The organism is Gardnerella sp. DNF01204, from assembly GCF_049244145.1.
Taxonomy (GTDB): domain Bacteria; phylum Actinomycetota; class Actinomycetes; order Actinomycetales; family Bifidobacteriaceae; genus Bifidobacterium; species Bifidobacterium vaginale.
The window spans coordinates 1313544-1331004 of record NZ_CP058379.1 but is presented as its reverse complement, the minus strand read 5'-3'; the positions used below and the strand labels follow the sequence as shown (position 1 = coordinate 1331004).

The following is a 17461-nucleotide window of genomic DNA, read 5'->3' as shown; positions in this document are numbered from 1 at the left end:
GGAAGACTAGTCAATTATAAGACCAGTTAACCGCGGTTTTATTTTTGTTTTTTAGTTTTGATTATGCGCGACGATGGCGAGCGAAGTAAGTGCCGCCTCCGATTGCTGCGATTCCTGCAACAACAGCCGCTAGAGCTGCAACAACCTTAAGCGTAGTGTTGTTGGATGCGCTTTGCGCGCCGTCTTGTGTGCCGCCAGAAGCTTGAGCGTTCTTAGACTCATCCTTGGATTCACTAGATTCACTCTTGGAATCATTCTTGGATTCGCTCTTAGACTTACTCTTTGCAGAATCCTTTGCGTCGTTCTTTGCATTATCATTATTGGACTCGCTCTTAGCAGCAGAATCCTTAGCAGCATCTTGTGCTTTAGCAAGATCTTTAGCTGCAGCTTTAGCGCTAGATGCAAGAGCAGCTGCTATGCGGTTAGCGCTGCTTGCGCTAAGAGTGTTAGTGTGTGCTGCGCCTGCAACATTATTTGCTGCAACGCCATTAGCATTTTGAGCGTTTTGAGCGTTTGCACCGTTAGCGCCGTTAGCATCGTTTGCGCTTTGCGATTGTGCAGCTGGAATAGCAGCGTGGAATCCGAGTTGCTCATTTCCGAACAAGTTGTTTGCGTATCCTGCAAGATACTGGTTGTAGTAGTTTTCGAAGGATTCGCTAGAACTCGTGTTGTTGCTCGTACTGCTGCTAGTGTTATTTTGCGTTGCACTAGTTGAACCAGTATTTTGATTAGCGTTGCCTGGTTCAGTGTTTTGCTCTTGTATTCCACTGCCAGTGTTGGTACTAGAACCACCTTCATTATGGTGTTCTGGTACTACTACTGGTGGTGTAGGAGGTTCTGGAACTGGAACTGGCGCAGGTGGCGTTGGTACTGGTGCAGGAACTGGAGGCGTTGGAACTGGGTCTGGAACAGCCTTGGACAGGCTTTCTGCTGATTTTTGCAACGTGCTAGTAGCAGAACTCAAAGTAGTAGAGCAAGAGTTAAGGGTTGCTAGCATTGTTGTAAAGTTACCAGTTACAGCAGCAAAATTCGCCTGATATGTCACTCGAACTTGTTCAGGAAGAGCAGCTACGGCTGCTGCAAATTTAGTCTTATAAGACTCAACCTTTGTTTGAGCCTGTGTAACCTTAGTTTTAGCAGCTGCAAGAGCAGATTGAGCAGAAGCAACCGTAATCTTAGCTTGCTTAACAGATTCTTTAGCAGCACTAATAGCAGCAATTGCTTTTTCTACATTTTGTTCAGCAGTCTTAACAGCTTCAGCTTTTTCTTTTGCTGTTTGTTTTGCATTCTTAAACTCAGTTTCAGCGCTAGTTTGCTTTTGTTTTGCTGTTTTAAGATCGCTCTGAGCAGTTGCTACCTTTGTTTTAGCAGCTTTAATCTCATTTTCGTGCTTTTGTATTGCTGCAGCAAATCCAGATATCTTTTCAGTTAACGCAGTAACCTTCTTATTTGCTGCCTCAAGAGCTTCAACAGCACTATTTTTAGCTTTGATTGCATCTTGAACAGCCTGCTGTGCTTGATTAACCTTCTGCTTAGCTTGTGTAACAGCCTGAGTTAACTCTCCATCAATCTTATTCTTTTGAAGTTGAGCATCATTTTTTGCTGCATCAGCAGCTGTCTTAGCTTGTTTAGCAGTCTGCTCCAGAGTTTTGGCTTTTTCTTTCAGCTGATCGAGCTCACCTTGAAGATTTTGAATCTGCTTATTGCGCTCTTCACTAGTCTGCTGAGCTGCAGTCTGAGCCTTCTGCTCAGCTTCTTTATACTTCTGCTGCGCACTTGTAGCTTCAGTATTTAACCTATTAGCTGTTTCTTTAGCTTGTGTTAAAGCTTTATTTGCTTCTTGAACATCAGTTTTAGCCTTTTCAAACTCCGTATTTGCTTTTGCAACAGCAGTCTTAAGCTTTTCTACTTCAGATTTTTTGGAATCAGCAGTGCTTATTGAATTAGTAATATTAGTAATTTTAGATTCTATTTTTTTCACTTCAGATTTTGCTTGACTAAGAAGTCGATTAACAGTCTCTTGCGTAGCTGCCCACGTTACATCAGTTTGGCTATAGTACGCAACAAGTTCTTGAGCTTTTTGCTTAAGAACATCAAGTGCGTTCTTTTCCTGATCTTGCAAACCAGCTTCAGGTTTAGCGGCATCTGCAGCGTCTAAGTTGTTAGCATCGCTCATGTTCAAGTCATAATGCAATTTACGAAGCTCATACTTTTTAACAAACAAATCGTAGTTTGCTTTATTTGCTTCAGCATTCAGCTTGTTTATAGCGTCATTCTCTTGCAACTCTGCCTTAGCGCTTTCACCAAGGCTACTCTCGTAATTAGCAAGAAGCTCTTTATATTTAGCAACGCTAATCGAAGATTCGTTGCTTCCGTGCCATACAGCTACATCTCCTACAACATCTTCTTTGCTAACTGTAGACTTTCCGTTTACTGTGGTTGTTGTTGTAACTTCTTGCAAGCTTAAGTCGCTTTCAGCGAATCCGCCAGCAGTAATATCTTTGCTAGCAAAATTCGTGTAATGACCCACAGATTCCAAGAAAATGCCCTTGAGTTTACTATTATCATCAGCAAACTCAAACAACTTAGTATCTGGATTCTGCCGCATGTATCGACCCAAATCATAACGATGTTCTTTAAGAACCTTTTTACCAGCATCAGAAATCTTATGAGTTACTTCACTACCTTTTTCGCCAGTTACAAACGTTCCTTCAACAGCCTTGTCGTAACGCTCTTTTTCAACCGTATACCAGCCGCTAAGAGCGTTATATTTTTCAGCATCTACAGAGCAAGACGTATTGCCATTTGCTGTTATATGGCAATTTCCATACTCCTGATTCTTATGATCCTTAGAGTCTCCGTCGTAATTGCCCCACGCAAGATTTTCTGTAGCATTGTACGGGTTAGTTTTCATCACTTCGCTACTCTTATAACCAGGGTGGTTTATTGCATGATCATGATTTGCGCCAGAATAGAAGGAGTTTACAATTGACTCAGCAATCAAGCTAAGACGCACGTTAACAGCGCACAAAGTTGCTTTGTCTTCAGTACTTGCGCTGTTTTTAGCGCTATCTTCTTGGCGTAACTTGTTGAGTGCCTCGTAGTAAGTTGCAGCTTCCTTCATGTTTTGCAATGAATCCGCGCCGCCAACTTTGCCGAGCTTTACAAGATCCTTATACCACATAGGAACTTCTATAACGTGGTCTAGAACGTTTTCTGTTTTGTCTCCGTTCTGGACTTGCTTCATGATTTCAACTCTTTCACCGTTCAAAATCTGCTTAGCGCGCTGAGCGTCTTCAAGAAGAGCTTTATCACCATTTGAGTTTTCAATCACATAATCCAAGAATCCTGCAAAGTTTGCTGTAGTTTTAGAAGTATCTTTCTTAGCAGCTTCATCTGCAGTATTCTTATTAGCGTCTTTCACAGCTTTTTCTGCATCGCTCAACTTTTTAGCGTCTGAGTTATTTTCAAGATCTTTTTCTGCTGAGTTGAGATTGTTTCCAGCGTTATCTAGATCTTTTTTCTTATTTTTAGCTTCTTTATCTTTCTTATCCTCATCTGCCTTAGCATCTTTAGCTTTTTGTTCAGCTTCAGATGCTTCACGCTTAAGTCTTTCTACCTCTTCGTTAGTGGTAGTAGTCGGATTATTTAGAGCATCAATCTTATTTTGCTTTTCTTGCTGCTCTTTTTTGTTATTTTCAACAGCGAGATCTGCTTGTTCTTGTTTTGTTTTGGCTTTATCAGCTATATCATCTAAACGAGCTTGTTCCTTCTTTTCGTTTTCTAACTTTTCTTGTGCTTCCTTTAATTTTTTGTCGTAATCGTTTTTCTCGTCTTGCTTAGATTCTAAAGTTCCTTTTGCTTTTTCTAAATCTTTGGTTTTATCAGTAACATTATTTTCAGCAGCTTTCTTTTCTTCTTCAGCCGCAGTTTTTTCTTTCTCTGCTTTCTTCTTTGCTTCTTCAGCTGCAGTCTGCTTAGCTTGCTCGTCTTTTAAAGTCTTTTCTTTTGCAGCTACATCGCCTGCAGCTTCTTCAGCTACTTTCTCTTTGGCGTTAACTTCATTGTTAGCTGCGTTTAAATTGTTGTCAGCCTCAGTCTTTTCTTTATCTGCTTTATCTTTTGACTTGTTAGCAGCATTTAAACCATTCTGAGCTTCTTCGGCAGTGTTCTTGGCTTCAGTTGCCTTTTCGTTTGCTTGCTTAACTTCATTGTCTGCTGTAGCTACATCTTTTTGAGCGTCTTCACTCTTGGACTTTGCATCCTTTATAGCTTGTTCTGCAGCTTCATTTTTCTTTTCTTCTGGCTTCGTTCCCTCGCTATTTCCACCGCCTTGATGGACTGCAGGAGTGCTGCCAGGTTGATTCTGCTCAGAATTACCACCTTGATTTGTGTTTCCAGGATTTGTGCTTCCAGGTTGAGGATTTTCATTACCTGAATTGCCACTAGGATTTGTGTTTCCAGGTTGTGGAGCCTGTACAACAGGTGGCGTATTGGTATCAGAATTTGGTGGAGTAACTGTTTCAGCGTTGGCAACACCTGCCATGCCGAATAATGCAAGAGAACTTGCGCCTAAAGATATTGCTACGGCAAGCTTAGCGTTCATAACTAACCTCTCCTCTTTTCTAATGATTAAAATCGTAGACTCTGCTATTTAAACAAGATTTTGTGCGAGAATCGCAATTTTTTGTTCGCTTCCATTGCGATCTTTTTTAAACCTTGCTTCATACGAAAATAGTATACAGCTCTACGGGGGGGGGGTATCAAGTTTTCAATGCGATTTTATCAAATACCTATGGATTAACGTTCGAATCGACGATTTCGATCTGCATAATGCGCGAACGATTTTCCCGCTTTTGTTTCCCCAATCGACCAAAAAGGGAACAAACACGGTAAAATCAAAACATCAATCTGCAAACTTTGACGCCATAATGTAGACTAGAAAGATACTCAAAAATCAATCATGTTAAGCACGTTAAACGCGTACAAATTTTAAGGGAAGTGAATATGTCATCGAAATCGGCGCAGCAAAAGTCTTCGCCTATGTCAAATTATGCAAGATTGTTCTCTTTTGAAGGAACGCGAGCATTTTGCATATCTGGAGCAATAGCAAGGCTGCCTATTTCGATGATGGGTTTAGGAATCGTTCTTGCACTAAACCACATTTACAACAATTGGACTATTGCAGGCACTATGAGTGCCGCATACGTGCTATCACAAGCAGCCGTAACGCCATTATATGCAAAGTTTTTTGATAGATTTGGTCAAAGAAAAGTTGGAACACTTGCTCTAAGCGCGCAAGTTGTAGCTATGCTATCTTTTGCTGTTGCAGCGCTAATACGTGTACCCTTGCCAATAATTTTTGTGCTTGCAATCTTAATGGGAGTTACGCAATTTGCGTTCGGCGCGCTTGTTAGAACGCGCTGGGCATACACACTTAAAAGTCAAAGCGACGATACGTTACTAAACGTTGCATATGCGCTTGAATCTGGAATTGACGAGATTGTGTTTATTTTCGGACCAATTCTTGCAGCATGGCTTGCCACTAGCGTTCACCCTGTATCTCAACTTTTTGTGCCGGTTTTAGCAAGTGGACTAGGTGGAGCGTGGTTCTTATCACTTAAAAACACACAGCCAGCGGTTATTAAAATCGTGCAAGTAGAAAGCGCGCCTAAATACGACGAAGACGTGCAAAATGCAATAAGCGAGCAAAGCGAAAACGTACAAAACACACATAAAAGCAACAACACTACAAAGCTTATAGACAGGCTTTCACTTAAACAACTCAAAAACAAAAATCGTAAGAAGAAGCCTAAAAACGTTCTTCTTTACCGCGGAATCATACCACTTGTTGTTATGTTCCTTGTTTTTAATATGAGTTTTAGCGCTTTTGACGTATCTGTTACTGCAGCAATGCGCGCGCAAGGATTAGACAAATTAATCGGCTTGCAACTTGCGCTGTTTGCATGCGGATCTTTAGTTGGAGCTGTTATTTTTGGTTCGCACAAATTCCGCGGATCTAATTGGTCTCATCTAATCGTGTTTTTAAGCCTTCTTACTATTGGCTTTATTCTTATGAACATTAACTTAGATAGACTCGTGCTTCTAAGCATTTTTGAGCTTTTAAGCGGACTATGTGTTTCTCCGATTTTTGCAACTGGAAATCTTATTGTTAAAGACACGATTCCTGAGCACTCGCTTACCGAAGGATTATCGTGGCTGCCAACGGCATCTGCAACTGGCGCTTCTCTTGGATCAATGGTCGCGGGCTTTGCGATTGACGCGTGGAGTTCGCACGGCGGAATGATGGTTCCGTGGATTTCTACGCTTGTTGCAATTCCAATCGCGTCAATTGGGTGGATTATTGTAACACGCAAACAACACTGACGCTTTTCATACTAAAAGGGGTATATGCCACAGCCAAAAAACGTTACAAATGTCTCATCACCGAGACGAATGTAACAAATCTTAGCCAAAAGTGTTACAAATATCTCATGCGCGAGACATATATAACAAATCTGACCCGAAAAGCGTTACAAATGCCTCACCGATAATACAAATGTAACGAATCCGCATATCTCGCAACAGCAAACAGAGAATTACCCTTGCGCGCTACGGTCTAAGCGCGACAACCTGTCTGAGTGTTCAAAGCGTAGCACGAAGGCAATTCGGAGTATTATCTTTTGCAAAAAAGTATTGTAGAATTAGGAATAATAGGTTTTTATAACAAAACAATAAACAATAAACAAGAATTTTAGAAGGTGTGTAATGTTTGGTTCAGATTTATTCGCAGCAGCAGGCTTTGCTGACATTCAATCAGGCTCCGCAATTTTAGGTTCAATGATTTTCGCAATCGTTGTAGTACTAATCGGCATCGGAATCAAGATTTGGAAAAAATACGGTAAGCATTAGAGTTTACGCTTTAACACACGTTTCAACACACGCTTTAACATTTTGACTTTAGCTTTAGCTTTATAGGTTATTTACGACAAATTCAAAGCGATTTGCTTCATATTTTTAAGTGTTAATCCGTTGAGGCGTAACGCTACAATGGATTAGATGAGTAAGACAACGATGCAATTGACGGATGAGATTCTTGCAGAAATTGTAGACTCTGTAAAAACCTCCCAACCTTCAAAAATAACGAATAAAAAGTCAAATAAAACTGTGAAAAAAGAAAAAACAACTAATACAAGTAAAAAAAGCAATAAAACAAGCGATAACAAGATTAACGATAACAATATCGAATCTTTGAAAGCAAGCAAAAAAATCAAAAATACGCAAAGTTCTAAAAGTTCTAAAATAGTTAAAAACGCGCTTCCACCAGTGGTAAACGATCAGCGCGATGGTGCGTTAATCGCTCCGCCAAAATATCGCAAGGGGTCAATGAGAATTGTTCCACTTGGCGGATTGGGCGAAATCGGAAGAAATATGAACGTTATAGAATACAACGGTCATATTCTGCTTATAGACTGCGGAGTGCTTTTCCCAGAAGAAGAGCAGCCGGGCGTAGACCTGATTTTGCCAGATTTTCACTACATTCAAAACAGGTTAGATAAAGTAGATGCTCTGGTACTTACGCACGGACATGAAGACCATATTGGTGGCGTGCCATATTTGCTAAAAATGCGTCCAGACATTCCTCTAATCGGATCTAAATTAACACTCGCTTTTGTTGAAGCAAAATGTGCAGAACACAGAATCAACCCAAAAATGATTCATGTAGAAGGCAGAGACAAGCTAAAAATAGGTCCTTTTAATTTGGAGTTTATTAGCGTAACACACTCCATTCCAGACGCTCTTGCAGTGTGTGTAAAAACGCCAGCAGGAACGCTTATTGATACGGGAGATATAAAGCTAGATCAGCTTCCACTAGACCATAGGCTTACTGATTTAGTTGAATTCGGAAAGCTTGGCGAACAGGGAATTGACTTATTAATGGCGGATTCCACAAATGCCGAGGTTCCAGGATTCGTTAAGCCAGAAACCACTATTGGACCAGCTTTGGATCGTGCATTTGCGGAAGCCACTCGCAAAATAATCGTCGCAAGCTTCTCTAGCCATGTTCACCGCGTTCAGCAAGTCGTAGACGCTGCACACAAGTATGGTCGAAAAGTTGTGTTCGTTGGGCGCTCAATGGTTAGAAATATGTCTATTGCGGCAGATCTCGGCTACTTGCATATTCCAGAAAATACTGTTGTAGATTTAAAGCAAGCAAAAGATATTCAAGACGACAAGCTTGTGTATATGTGCACAGGATCTCAAGGCGAACCAATGGCAGCTCTTGGTCGAATCGCAGACGGAATACACAAAGATATTACAGTTAATGAGCTTGATACCGTAATTCTTGCAAGCTCACTAATCCCAGGAAACGAGCATGAAGTTTACAAAGTAATCAACAAGCTTGTGCAAATGGGCGCTCGCGTAATCAACAAAGATAATGCTGCGATTCATGTTTCTGGTCATTGCAATGAGGGTGAGTTGCTCTACTTGTACAACATTGTTAAGCCAAAATGCGCTATGCCAATTCACGGCGAACACAGGCATCTTGTGGCAAACGGTTCGATTGCTGTTAAAACAGGCGTGGATCCTAAAAATGTTGTTTTGGCAGAAGATGGAGATGTTGTGGACTTGTACCACGGCAACGCCGCCGTTGTTGGATCTGTGCCATGCGGATACGTGTATGTTGATGGCGATTCCGTTGGCGAGCTTACAGACGAAGAGCTGGAAAAGCGCAGAATTCTTGGCACAGAAGGATTTGTGTCTAGCTTTGTAGTGGTAAATACAGATAGCGCAGATGTTGTAGCAGGTCCAAAGATTTACTTGAATGCTGTTGCAGAAGACGAGTCTGATTTTGAAAAAGTTCGATCTCAAATTGTTTTCCAGCTTCAAGATGCCATGGTGCACGGCGAGAAAGACACGTATAAGCTTCAGCAGATTATGCGAAGAACGCTTGGAAGTTGGATTGCGCGTGCTTTGCGTAGGAAGCCAATGATTGTGCCAGTAGTAGCAAATATTTCAGAAAATACTCAAGAATAAAGAAAATATAAAGGAAAATAAGAAAAAGGAAGGTAAATATGCCAGGAGCAAATCTGACTCGCGTAGAAGCTGCGGAACGTTTTAGCGCAATTCAAATGCCAATTCACTACGATGTTGCACTTGATTTAGGAAAAGGCGGACGCGATTTTACTTCGCGCACAAAGATTGAGTTCGACGCTAAAGCTGGTAGTGCAAGCTTCCTCGATTTGATTGCAAACAGCGTTGAATCAGTTGTGCTCAATGGAGCATCTCTTGATGTTTCTGAGGTTTTTGCAAACAGCCGAATTGAGCTAGCAAATCTGCTTGAGCATAATACCGTAGAAGTTGTAGCAAACTGCCAATATTCCAACACGGGCGAGGGATTGCACAGAAGCGTGGATCCTTCCGACGGCAACGTGTATTTGTACACTCAGTTCGAGGTTCCGGACGCTCGCCGCGTTTACGCAGTGTTTGATCAGCCAGATTTGAAGGCTGTTTTTGATTTTAGCGTGGATGCTCCAGAAAGCTGGATTGTGACTTCCAACATGCCAGTTAAGAGCGAAACTGCGATTGAAGGCCGCGAGACGGAAGACGGCACTTTGGAAAATGGCGCTGTAGAAGGAATGAAGCGCTGGGTGTTTGAGTCAACTCCAAAAATGAGCTCCTACTTAACTGCGATTTGCGCAGGACCTTACGCAGAATGGCACACGTCTTACAACAACGAAGACGGTCGCGTAGTGCCAATGGCAATGTATTGCCGTCAGGCGCTTAAAGACGCTTTTGCAAAAGACGTTGACTACTTGTTCGATATTACGAAGAAAGGTTTTGCTTTCTACGCTAAGACTTGGGGAGTGCCATACCCGTACGCAAAGTACGATCAGATTTACGTGCCAGAATATAACGCTGGAGCTATGGAAAACATTGGCATGGTTACAATTCGCGACCAATACGTGTTTGAATCCAAGGTTACGGACGCTTATGCTGAGCGCCGCGTTGTAACAGTTTTGCACGAGCTTGCACACATGTGGTTTGGCGATTACGTAACAATGAAGTGGTGGAATGACTTGTGGCTTAACGAGTCTTTTGCTGAGTTTACGTCTACTCTTGCAACTGCTGAAGCAACCGAATGGCATGACGCTTGGAGCACTTTCAACTCCGGCGAAAAAAGCTGGGCGCTTAATCAAGATCAGCTTCCAACAACCCACCCAATCGTTGCTCCAATCAACGATTTGAACGACACTTCCGTTAACTTCGACGGCATCACTTACGCAAAGGGCGCTTCCGTATTAAAGCAACTCGTAGCGTACGTTGGTCGCGAAAAGTTCTTTGAAGGAATCCACAATTACTTGAGCAAGCATGCATACAGCAACGCAACTTTGGCTGATTTATTGCACGAGTTGGAGCTTACAAGCGGACGCGATCTTAAGGCTTGGAGTGCTCAGTGGCTTGAAAAAGCTGGAATTAACACGATTTCCACCGAAGTCGAAGAAGCAGGTGACGGCACTATTGCTTCCTTGCGTTTGCGCCAGAGCGCGCCAGAAGAGCATCCAGTTTTGCGCGCACACCGCTTGGCTGTTGGATTCTACAATGTAGATGAAGCAACTGGCGAAATTAAGCGCACAAAGCGAATCGAACTAGATGTTGACGGCGAAGTGACGGAAGTTGTTGAAGCTCGCGGCGAAAAAATGCCAGCGCTTATTCTTGTAAACGATGACGACTTGACTTACACAAAGTTACGTTTCGACGAAAAGTCGCTTGAATTTGCCGCAGAAAATCTTTACCGCTTTAAGGATTCTTTGACTCGCTCGCTTATTTGGCTCGCATTGTGGGATATGACTCGAGACGCAGAATTCCCAGCAGAACGCTTCGTGGAACTCAGCCTTAAAGCCTTTGCCACCGAGCGCGAATCAACTACTTTCCGCTATGCTCTTGGTCAAGTAAAGGTAACTGCAAGCCACTACGTTGTTCCAGAGCGCCAAGCAGAAGTCGCAAAGCATGTAGCTCACGAACTCTGGCAGTTGGCTTTGGCAGCTTCTGCAGGTTCCGACGAGCAATTCCAGTTGCTCAAGGCTTATCTTGGCTACGGCGAAGTTGGAGATGCTGAGTTTGTGCGCGTAGCTAACGGATTACTTGACGGTTCCGTGAGTTTGGAAGGCTTGGAAATCGACAACGACTTGCGCTGGAGCATTCTTATTGCGCTCGCAGGTGTGAACGCTTTGGACGAAGCTGGAATTGACGCGGAACTTAAAAAGCGCGACACGACTGAGAATCGCGAATACGCATATCAAGCTCATGCGGCTCGTTCAACTGCAGAAGCTAAGGATTGGGCTTTTGAACAGGCTTTGCGCAATCTCGATTTGACTAATATGCAAATGGGTGCTGTGGTTGCTGGCTTTGCAAGCACTGCTAAAGGAGATTTAGTTAAGCCTTATGTTGAGCGCTATTTTGCTGAAGTTGAGTGGATTTGGAAGAATCGCACATTCCACATGGCTGAAACTTTGATTGAAGGCTTGTATCCAAATTATGCGGATGTAGACGAGTTAGTTGAGCGCGGACAGCTATGGCTTGATGAGCATAAGGATGCGGATCAGGCTTTGCGTCGCATGGTTCTCGGCAAGCTCGATTCTTCTCGTCGCACGCTTAAGGTGCAGCATTACAACGATTCGCTTTAGTCTTTTGCAAGTTAATGGCGATGTTCAATGTACATTCCTAATAAGAAAATAAGAAGATGTAGATTGAATCTAAGTTGATTAAAGATTAAGTTGATTAAATATTAAAATCAAGGAGTCGCAAGATGGCAGAAGATATGCGTCAATCAACACCAACAATACATGGCGAGCAGCTTAATGCGGATGGTACGCAGAAAGCGCAAGACCGCGTAAACAATCGATCTTTGCGCCCAAACAGCGACTCCTTTAAAGAGTTTATGACCAGTGGCTGGGATAACCAGGAGCCACAAATCGAACCGCTTGAGTCCTCAAAGTACACGCCAGCGCGTCTAGAAGCGCTTGGCAAGAGATTCCCAGGCGAGCGCCTTGTTATCCCAGCAGGTCAGCCAAAAGTACGCAATAACGATTGCGACTACGCTTTTAGACCAGATACAACGTTCGCATACTACACTGGCTTGGGTCAAGATTATGAAGCTGGTGCCGTGCTTGTGCTTGAACCAGTGCAAGCATGCAGCGACGAGGAAGCAGCTGGCAAAACACACGTTCCTCAGCTATTTGTTGCCCCACGCGCAGACAATAGTACTGCCGCATTCTACAAAGACCCACACTATGGCGAATACTGGGTTGGTCCTCGCGCAGGACTTAAAGAGCTTAAGGCTATGACAGGCATTGAAACGCGTGATATTGCGGAGCTTGATGAAGCAATCGCAAAAAACGTTAGCGACGATAATAGCTCTGCCGAAAGCGTGCGTGTGCGAATTGTGCGAGAAGCGGACTCCGATTTAACAGCACGTGTAGATGAGTTAAGAGAAGCGAGCGGATTTAGCGACGAAGATGCAAATATTGCTGCAGACGATAAATTGCACGAAGTAGCAGCCGAAGCTCGTATGCTTAAAGATGCTTACGAGATTGGTGAAATGCGCAAAGCTGTTGCTGCTACAAAGTTAGGCTTTGATCGCATGCTTACGCGTTTACCTCAAGCTTTAGGCAAAGAGCATTCTGAGCGCATGATTGAAGGCGCTTTTAACTCCGTTGCTCGAGAAGTTGGAAACGAGGTTGGCTACGATACGATTGTTGCTTCTGGAAAGCACGCTCCAATTTTGCATTGGATGCGCAACACGGGCGTGGTTTCTAGCGGGGATCTTCTTTTGATTGATGCAGGCGTAGAAGTCAACAGCCTTTACACGGCAGACATTACGCGAACTTTCCCAACAAACGGCAAGTTTACAGATTTGCAAAAGAAGCTTTACCAATGCGTTCTAGACGCTCAGCAAGCTGGTTTTGAAGCGGCTAAGCCAGGCGCAACTTACAGCGATATTCACCACGCTTGCATGCGCGTGCTTGCGGAGCATTTGCACGAGTGGGGTATTCTAAAGGTTAGCGTTGAAGAATCGCTTTCGCCGCAAGGTCAGCAGCATCGTCGTTGGCATGCGTGTGGTGTTGCTCACCACTTGGGTTTGGATGTTCACGATTGCGCTCAAGCTCGCTACGAGGCGTATCAGGGTGCGAAGATTACTCCAGGAATGATTTTCACAATCGAGCCTGGCTTGTACTTTGCTGCCAATGATCTTATGCTTCCGCCAGAAATGCGCGGAATTGGAATCCGCATTGAAGATGATGTTTTGATGACGGAGAATGGCCCTGAATGGCTTTCTAACGATATTCCTAAGCAGATTGATGATGTAGAGGCTTGGATGGCTCAGTGCGCGTCAAAGTAACGTGCGGCAGAGCAACTTTTTTCGATGAGATTAGTGCCACTTTTCTTATATTTCGGCGGAAAAGTGGCAACTAACTGTTGAGTTGTAAAGTTCAAAATCCTAAAGACCCAATTTATCTAATCTTAACGCAATAATGTTGTTATATCGCTTTGTTATAACAGCATTATTTTATTATCGGCGTGCTGCGGGTAAAAATGTTGAATCAACAAGTTGTAGCCAAAATCATTGATGCTCTTGAAAGGAATATAATGACTAAGCCAATCGTTCTTTCGCTTGGAGAACTACTGTGGGATTTGCTCCCACAAGGAAAACGAGTTGGAGGTGCTCCAGCCAACTTTGCGTATCACGCGCAATGCAATGGAGCAGAAAGCTATGTTATTAGTGCGGTTGGAGAAGATTCTCTCGGTGATGAACTTGTTGAAGAAGTTAAAAAAGCAGGGATTAAGCATGTTATTCAGCGCAATGCTTGGCCAACTAGCACAGTAGATGTGGAACTTAAAAATGGCATTCCAGAATACACGATTGTGCGAAACATTGCGTGGGACCATATTGTTTATACGCGCGAACTTGTAGATCTTGTTAACAAGGCAGATGCGATTTGCTTTGGTACTCTTAGCTTAAGATCGCAAGAAACGCACGACACTGTTTTGGAGCTTTTAAAGCACACTAAGCCAAACGCCATGAAGTTCTTTGACATTAACATTCGTAGCGATCATTATTCAAAAGATTTAATTGATGCTCTGCTCAAAGAGGCTACTGTTTTTAAGCTTAACGATTCTGAGCTGCTTCTTCTTAGAGACATGTTCAATATTCGCGAAACTTCAGACAATGAGGCTTGCAAATGGTTCCAGGCGCGCTACGGCTTGGATTATGTGATTTTGACTGGCGGATCTACTTTTAGCACAATCTTTACTAAGACGGGAGAAAGCTCCACATATCCGACCCCTCATGTGGAAGTTAATGACACAGTTGGTGCTGGCGATTCGTTCTCTGGTACTTTTACTGCAAGGATTTTGGCTGGCGATTCGCTTAAAGACGCGCATCGTGCTGCAATCAACACTGCTGCGTACGTTTGCACTCAAGCAGGAGCCTGGCCAGAGTACCCGAGCGAAATCCCAGACTATCTTTCTAAAGCAGGACTGTAGTCTGTAAGAATATAAACAAAAAGCTTCAACTTGTAAGATGAATTAGGTAATTCCTAGAATCAAACGAGTTGAAGCTTTTTTATACGCCATTAAGGCGATTATCTAGTGGGGCCTCAGGGGCTTGAACCCTGGACCGGCGGATTATGAGTCCGCTGCTCTAACCGACTGAGCTAAAGCCCCACGCTAACAAAGTCAGCAACGACTAGATTAGCACACACCCATAAACGTTTAACACGCTATGCAACACTATTCATATACAATTCGCATTGCAATGCACACTTATGTGCTCTGCTAGTCTAGTCGCCAGCTGTTTTAGCTCGAATAATTATGCTACTGTAGCTTGTCCTCTTCCAGAAGCGAAATTACTCAAAGCTCCAGTCTTACGAACTGCAACGAACAAAATCCAAGGAATAATTCCAGCAATCACAATACCGCTTATAAACTCACAAATCATGTGAATTGTTAGATAATTTACAGACTTACCTTGGTAGATTACGAACATCAAATAAATACCATATTCAATAGCTGTAAGACCACCAGCAATAACGCTTAAGGTAAGGTTATACTTCTTATATTTGGCAATCGCAAAAGGAATTTCGCTAAACACAGCTTGTAAAGCGGCAGAAGCAAGAACCATGAATGCGGAGAATTGTTGACCAAGAATATTTTCGAATACAGCACCAAGAACATTAACATAAATCGCAGCACCAGGCTTACGAATTAAAAGAAGAGCAAGAGGACCAGACATGTACCAAACGCCATGCAAAATGCTTCCAAAACCAGGCAAAACCGTTCGCAAAATAGGTGAAATCTGGGAGAAGAACACAATAGTAAAGCCCCAGTAGATTACACCAAACAAAGCAGCTAAAGCAGCTCCAAGTGATATATCTGCCACTCGCCAGCGAAGACTGCTAATTATTGTAGGCGTAACTTCTTCTTGATTCTGAGCCTTGTCTGTTATAGGCGTGCTGGATTGCGTGTAATTTGATTCATTATTTGATTCATTATTGAAAATATCACTCATAAGAGTTCCTTAACTACTAGATGCTGCGTATTGTAATTTCTTTAAAATCGTCTCTTGACCTACGCAGCCTGGGCGGAAACGACATCGAGTACTCTACCATTTAGTTTCCACTAACACGCCTTTTTGAATAATTTTTTGTATGATTTGTAACATTTTTTACTATTGCAGAAATTTATAACGCGTTATAAAGTCGCTTACGCAACGCCAAGCAAGGAATATCGCTCGCGTTGCAAATGTCTCGTGAGTGAGACAAATCTAACGAATCTGTAGTGCATTTCTACTTCGACACGCCGATACGCAGGTACAAAAACACTACAGTTACTAATCTAGATAGTTGGAAAAATGAGCATGAGAATGTCGCATATAACGAACACAGCGTATGGCGAGAGTTAAATCAGGGGGAGTGCAAACAAAATGTCTATGGAACATCCAAATAGTAACGGCGAGCGCATTATTGATGTTGAGCGTGATATCATGCGACGCGCTCCAGAACATAATAAGACGAATCTTGATTTAGACAGAATGCGCCTAATACTTGATATTTTGGGACATCCAGAGCAATCGATGCACGTAATTCACATTACTGGCACCAATGGCAAGGGATCCACGGCTCGCATGGCGGAGGCGATTTGCCGCGCGTACGGTTTGCGCACGGGTCTTTACACTTCGCCGCATTTGCAACGCGTAAATGAGCGAATCATGATTGATGGCGAGGAAATTAGCGACGACCATTTCGTTGACGTGTATGATCAAATGAAAGACATTATAGACATGGTTGACGCTCGCATGGACGCTGATGGTAAGCCGCGCATGAGCTTTTTTGAAGTTCTTACAGCTATGGCGATTTGGGCTTTTGCCGATGCTCCTGTGGATGTTGCCGTGATGGAAGTTGGCATGGGTGGCGAATGGGACGCCACTAATGTTATGAATGCTGATGCTGCGATTATTGGTCCTGTAGACATGGATCACATGCAATGGCTTGGAAACACGGTTGAAGAGATTGCGCGCACAAAAGCGGGCATTATTAAGCCAAATTGCACTGTGATTTTGGGGCCGCAGCCACACGAATCGCAAGTTTTGCCGATTATTCAAGAGGTGGCAAATCGCAATAATGCCAAACTTTTACGCGACTTTAGTGACGGCAGTGGCGAGCTAGAGGTTATTTCGCGCACTCCAGCTGTTGGCGGTCAAGTTGCCACTTTGCGCACGCCTAATGGCACTTATGAAGATGTGCCGATTGACAAGTTTGGTGTGCATCAAGCGCATAATGCTTTGGCGGCGCTTGCTGCTGCGGAGGTTGTTCTGCCTGTAAATGGCGCTTTGGATGGCGATTTGGTTGCCGAGGCTTTGAGCCAAGTTAAGGTTCCTGGGCGCATTGAGCAAGTGCGCACTTCTCCGACAATTATTATTGATGGCGGCCACAATGTTAATGCTGCTGAGTCGCTTCGTAAAACAATCGAGGAGAATTATAATTTTGAGCAGCTTATTGGCGTTGTGGCAATGATGGCAGATAAGCAAGTTGAAGAATACTTGGGTGTTCTTGAGCCGATTTTAACGAAGATTATTGTTACTCGTAACTCTTGGCGTGATCGCGTTATGGATCCAGAAGATTTGGAGAAGATTGCGGTTAACGTATTTGGCAGAGATCGAGTGATTCGCGTTGACGATCTTCCAGACGCTATTCAAGAAGCTGTGAATCTTGTTGACGAAGACGATGAGCTTGGAGTTGGATACGGACATGGAGTGTTGATTTGCGGAAGCTTTGTTACAGCTGGCGACGCTCGAACTATGCTTATTGAGCGCGTTAATCCAGACTTGAAGAAGCCTAAGGATCAGCGCGCTAATATTCATCAAAACATTGCGAATTGACTTTAGCTAAAGAGGTGC

At 43.3% G+C, this 17461-nt stretch carries 9 protein-coding genes and 1 tRNA gene; 7 read left to right on the top strand and 3 right to left on the bottom strand.

Going from position 1 to position 17461, the window contains the following annotated elements:
- Positions 1–61: 61 nt before the first annotated feature.
- On the bottom strand, positions 62–4606 hold the full coding sequence (locus HXT46_RS05350; RefSeq protein ID WP_421785846.1) for a hypothetical protein: 4545 nt from the start codon (positions 4604–4606) through the stop codon (positions 62–64).
- 401 nt (positions 4607–5007) lie between these two features.
- Between HXT46_RS05350 and HXT46_RS05345 the strand changes: the two genes are divergently transcribed.
- The 6 genes from HXT46_RS05345 to HXT46_RS05320 all read left to right on the top strand — a co-directional run bounded on the left by HXT46_RS05345 (position 5008) and on the right by HXT46_RS05320 (position 14550).
- Positions 5008–6387, top strand: coding sequence for an MFS transporter (locus tag HXT46_RS05345; RefSeq protein ID WP_421785844.1), 1380 nt, complete (start codon positions 5008–5010; stop codon positions 6385–6387).
- Positions 6388–6768: 381 nt separating this feature from the next.
- A complete protein-coding gene (locus HXT46_RS05340) occupies positions 6769–6912 on the top strand; it encodes a hypothetical protein (RefSeq protein WP_004113042.1) in 144 nt (47 codons plus the stop codon).
- Between the two features lie 147 nt (positions 6913–7059).
- Positions 7060–9039 carry an RNase J family beta-CASP ribonuclease gene (locus tag HXT46_RS05335; RefSeq protein WP_421785842.1) on the top strand — a complete coding sequence of 660 codons (1980 nt, stop codon included), beginning with the start codon at positions 7060–7062 and terminating at the stop codon, positions 9037–9039.
- Positions 9040–9077: 38 nt separating this feature from the next.
- Positions 9078–11690, top strand: a complete 2613-nt coding sequence (gene pepN, locus HXT46_RS05330) for an aminopeptidase N (protein WP_421785840.1) — start codon at positions 9078–9080, stop codon at positions 11688–11690.
- A 122-nt stretch (positions 11691–11812) separates the two neighbouring features.
- Complete coding sequence (locus HXT46_RS05325) at positions 11813–13405, top strand: aminopeptidase P family protein (RefSeq protein ID WP_421785838.1); 1593 nt, start codon at positions 11813–11815, stop codon at positions 13403–13405.
- 248 nt (positions 13406–13653) lie between these two features.
- Entirely contained in the window at positions 13654–14550 is an 897-nt protein-coding gene (locus tag HXT46_RS05320) for a carbohydrate kinase family protein (RefSeq protein ID WP_421786348.1), read from the top strand.
- Between the two features lie 106 nt (positions 14551–14656).
- On the opposite strand, the gene HXT46_RS05315 is transcribed toward HXT46_RS05320, so the two are convergent.
- Positions 14657–14730 (bottom strand) — tRNA-Ile (locus tag HXT46_RS05315).
- Positions 14731–14875: 145 nt separating this feature from the next.
- Positions 14876–15574 carry an ECF transporter S component gene (locus tag HXT46_RS05310; RefSeq protein WP_004116727.1) on the bottom strand — a complete coding sequence of 233 codons (699 nt, stop codon included), beginning with the start codon at positions 15572–15574 and terminating at the stop codon, positions 14876–14878.
- Between the two features lie 414 nt (positions 15575–15988).
- Between HXT46_RS05310 and HXT46_RS05305 the strand changes: the two genes are divergently transcribed.
- A complete protein-coding gene (locus HXT46_RS05305; RefSeq protein WP_421785835.1) occupies positions 15989–17443 on the top strand; it encodes a bifunctional folylpolyglutamate synthase/dihydrofolate synthase in 1455 nt (484 codons plus the stop codon).
- Positions 17444–17461: the final 18 nt, after the last annotated feature.

Excerpts from the sequence above, each read along its gene's own strand:
- HXT46_RS05325 (WP_421785838.1), top strand. The coding sequence starts at position 11,813 with ATGGCAGAAGATATGCGTCAATCAACACCAACAATACATGGCGAGCAG.
- HXT46_RS05320 (WP_421786348.1), top strand. The coding sequence starts at position 13,654 with ATGACTAAGCCAATCGTTCTTTCGCTTGGAGAACTACTGTGGGATTTG.
- HXT46_RS05350 (WP_421785846.1), bottom strand. The coding sequence starts at position 4,606 with ATGAACGCTAAGCTTGCCGTAGCAATATCTTTAGGCGCAAGTTCTCTT.
- HXT46_RS05310 (WP_004116727.1), bottom strand. The coding sequence starts at position 15,574 with ATGAGTGATATTTTCAATAATGAATCAAATAATGAATCAAATTACACG.
- HXT46_RS05305 (WP_421785835.1), top strand. The coding sequence starts at position 15,989 with ATGTCTATGGAACATCCAAATAGTAACGGCGAGCGCATTATTGATGTT.
- HXT46_RS05345 (WP_421785844.1), top strand. The coding sequence starts at position 5,008 with ATGTCATCGAAATCGGCGCAGCAAAAGTCTTCGCCTATGTCAAATTAT.
- HXT46_RS05340 (WP_004113042.1), top strand. The coding sequence starts at position 6,769 with ATGTTTGGTTCAGATTTATTCGCAGCAGCAGGCTTTGCTGACATTCAA.
- HXT46_RS05335 (WP_421785842.1), top strand. The coding sequence starts at position 7,060 with ATGAGTAAGACAACGATGCAATTGACGGATGAGATTCTTGCAGAAATT.
- pepN (WP_421785840.1), top strand. The coding sequence starts at position 9,078 with ATGCCAGGAGCAAATCTGACTCGCGTAGAAGCTGCGGAACGTTTTAGC.